We start from the raw sequence: 2,738 nt of genomic DNA, 5'->3' as shown, positions 1-2,738 counted from the left end.
TGCCGCAACGCGAGCGCTTTTTTCCGGCCGCAGAAACAGTGCCGGTACCACCAGCAGTGCCATGACCCAAAATACCCCGCCATGCAGATGCTGGAACAGCGCGCCACAGACTATCGTCATCACGGCAATGCCGCCCCCCATCGCCAGTGCCGAATAAACGGACTGCAGACGAATAACCTCGGCGCCGTCTCGGGCAGCAATAAAGCGCATCGCCGCCAGATGACAAACGGTAAAGCTGCCGCAGTGCAGGATTTGCGCCACGATCAGCAGCGGCAGAGCCGTGGTCGAGGCCATCAGGCTCCAGCGGAGCAGCGCGCACAGGCCGGAGAGCAGCAGAAGGTCACGGGCGGTCCAGCGACCGAACAGGCGATTGCTGGAGGCGAAAACAATAATTTCCGCCACCACGCCCAGTGACCAGAGATAGCCCACCACGCTCGCTGAATAGCCGGCATCCTGCCACCAGATAGCACTGAAGCCATAGTAGGCGGCATGCGCGCCCTGCATCAGGGTGACGCAGAGCAGAAAGCGCCAGGCTGATTTCAGCAGCCGCTGCCAGTCCTGCCAGCCCGCACGTTCAACAACTTTATTTCCACCCTGCGGCAGCGTAGCCGGACGAAGCAGCATTCCGCCAAGCATCGCTGCCGTACCTGCACAGAGCAACCACAGGATCGCCTGGTAAGAGAAAGCGTTGACCAGCACGCCAGTCAGCGCTGAACTGATCACAAAGGCCAGCGATCCCCACAGCCTGACTGGCCCGTAGGCCATACCAATCTGCCGTTGCCACGTGGCGGCCAGCGCGTCGCTCAGCGGAACCAGCGGCGAGAAGAAAATGTTAAAGCCAACCATGACCAGCAGCAGCCAGACCCAGTACGCACTAAACCAGAAGCCCAGAGCGAATAACAGCGACAGCCCTGCCAGCAGGCGCAGCACGCTAATCAAACGGGAAGGATTCGTCACTCGGGAGGCGATAAGCAGGCTGCCGGTGAAACGGGAAACCATCCCGACGCCTAACAAAAGGCCGATTTTTTCCGCATCAAGGCCAATGCCTTTCAGCCAAACGGCCCAGAAAGGCAGCCAGATGCCATAGGTAAAAAAGTAGGTGAAGTAGCCAAGCCCGAGCCACCCCGCAGAACGGATTGCCATTTTCCCTCCGGCAATGTACAGACGAAAAAAACGGGACAAGGCGTCCCGTTTCGTTATCACGTCGGATTAATATTCCGGCGTACTGAAGCAGGATGCATTTTCCCGCGAGTTGATGCCTTTACCACGCCGGGTAATACACCGGTGTTCCGAAGCAGTGCACTTTCCCGCATGTTTGCCGGGAAAGATTTGACGTTTACGCGTAGACCGGGAAACGAGCGCAAAGCTCCAGCACCTGCTTTTTCACCCTTTCGATGGTCGCTTCATCGTTGATATTATCAAGGATGTCGCCGATCCAGCCGGCCAGCCGGCGCACTTCTGCTTCCTTAAAGCCGCGACGCGTCACCGCTGGCGAGCCGATGCGGATGCCGGAAGTCACAAACGGGCTTTTCGGATCGTTCGGCACGCTGTTTTTGTTAACAGTGATGTTGGCACGACCCAGCGCCGCATCCGCTTCTTTACCGGTCAGGTTTTTCGCCACCAGATCGATCAGGAACAGATGGTTGTAGGTTCCGCCGGAAACGATGTCGTAACCGCGCTCCAGCAGCACTTCCACCATTGCCTTGGCATTTTTAGCAACCTGCTGCTGATAAACCTTGAACTCCGGCTCCATCGCTTCTTTCAGCGCTACCGCTTTACCGGCGATGACGTGCATCAGCGGGCCGCCCTGGCCGCCCGGGAACACGGCGGAGTTCAGCTTTTTATAGAAATCTTCATCGCCACCCTTCGCCAGGATCAGGCCGCCGCGCGGACCCGCCAGGGTTTTATGGGTGGTGGTGGTAACGATATGCGCATGCGGAACCGGGTTGGGATAAACGCCCGCGGCAATCAGACCGGCGACGTGCGCCATATCTACAAACAGGTAAGCGCCAATGCTGTCGGCAATTTCACGCATTTTTGCCCAGTCACAGATGCCGGAGTAAGCCGAGAAGCCGCCGATAATCATTTTCGGCTTGTGCTTCTGCGCCTGAGCGGCCAGATCGTCGTAATCGATTTTGCCGGTCTCGTCGATGCCGTAAGGCACCACGTTATACAGTTTGCCAGACAGGTTAACCGGTGAACCGTGGGTCAGATGGCCGCCGTGCGCCAGGTTCATGCCCAGGATGGTGTCGCCCGGCTGCAGCAGCGCGGTGTAAACGGCAAAGTTGGCCTGAGAGCCAGAGTGCGGCTGCACGTTGGCGAAATCCGCGCCAAACAGCTCTTTAGCACGATCGATTGCCAGCTGTTCTATGATATCCACGTATTCACAGCCGCCGTAGTAACGCTTGCCCGGATAGCCTTCCGCGTATTTGTTGGTCAGCTGAGATCCCTGCGCCTGCATCACGCGCGGACTGGTGTAGTTTTCCGAAGCAATCAGTTCAATGTGCTCTTCCTGACGCACTTTTTCTTGTTCCATTGCCTGCCACAACTCGGCATCATAATCGGCGATATTCATCTCACGCTTTAACATCCGCTTCTCCTGACTCAGCTAACAATCTATTCGGCATTGAATGGCCCTTTTGGGCGCAGGCCAACAGTGTAAACCGTTTTGCCTGCTCAGGGATAGCCAGAAAGCAGGGTTTTTACGCAAACGATTGGCTTCAGCACTGGCAAGGGTT

General features: G+C 57.2%; 2 protein-coding genes. Both read right to left on the bottom strand.

Annotated features, from left to right (window positions below; translation table 11 throughout):
* On the bottom strand, nt 1-1,143 hold a 1,143-nt coding region (locus RTK32_RS20910; protein WP_312047293.1), incomplete at its 3' end, for a 3-phenylpropionate MFS transporter.
* Between the two features lie 193 nt (nt 1,144-1,336).
* Nucleotides 1,337-2,590 (bottom strand): serine hydroxymethyltransferase, encoded by a 1,254-nt coding sequence (gene glyA / locus RTK32_RS20905; RefSeq protein WP_312047292.1) that lies wholly within the window; start codon nt 2,588-2,590, stop codon nt 1,337-1,339.
* Between the last annotated feature and the right edge of the window lie 148 nt (nt 2,591-2,738).

Origin of the sequence: Erwinia sp. (assembly GCF_031978025.1) — a bacterium.
Lineage (GTDB): Bacteria > Pseudomonadota > Gammaproteobacteria > Enterobacterales > Enterobacteriaceae > Erwinia.
This window is presented reverse-complemented; position numbering and strand designations above follow the sequence as displayed.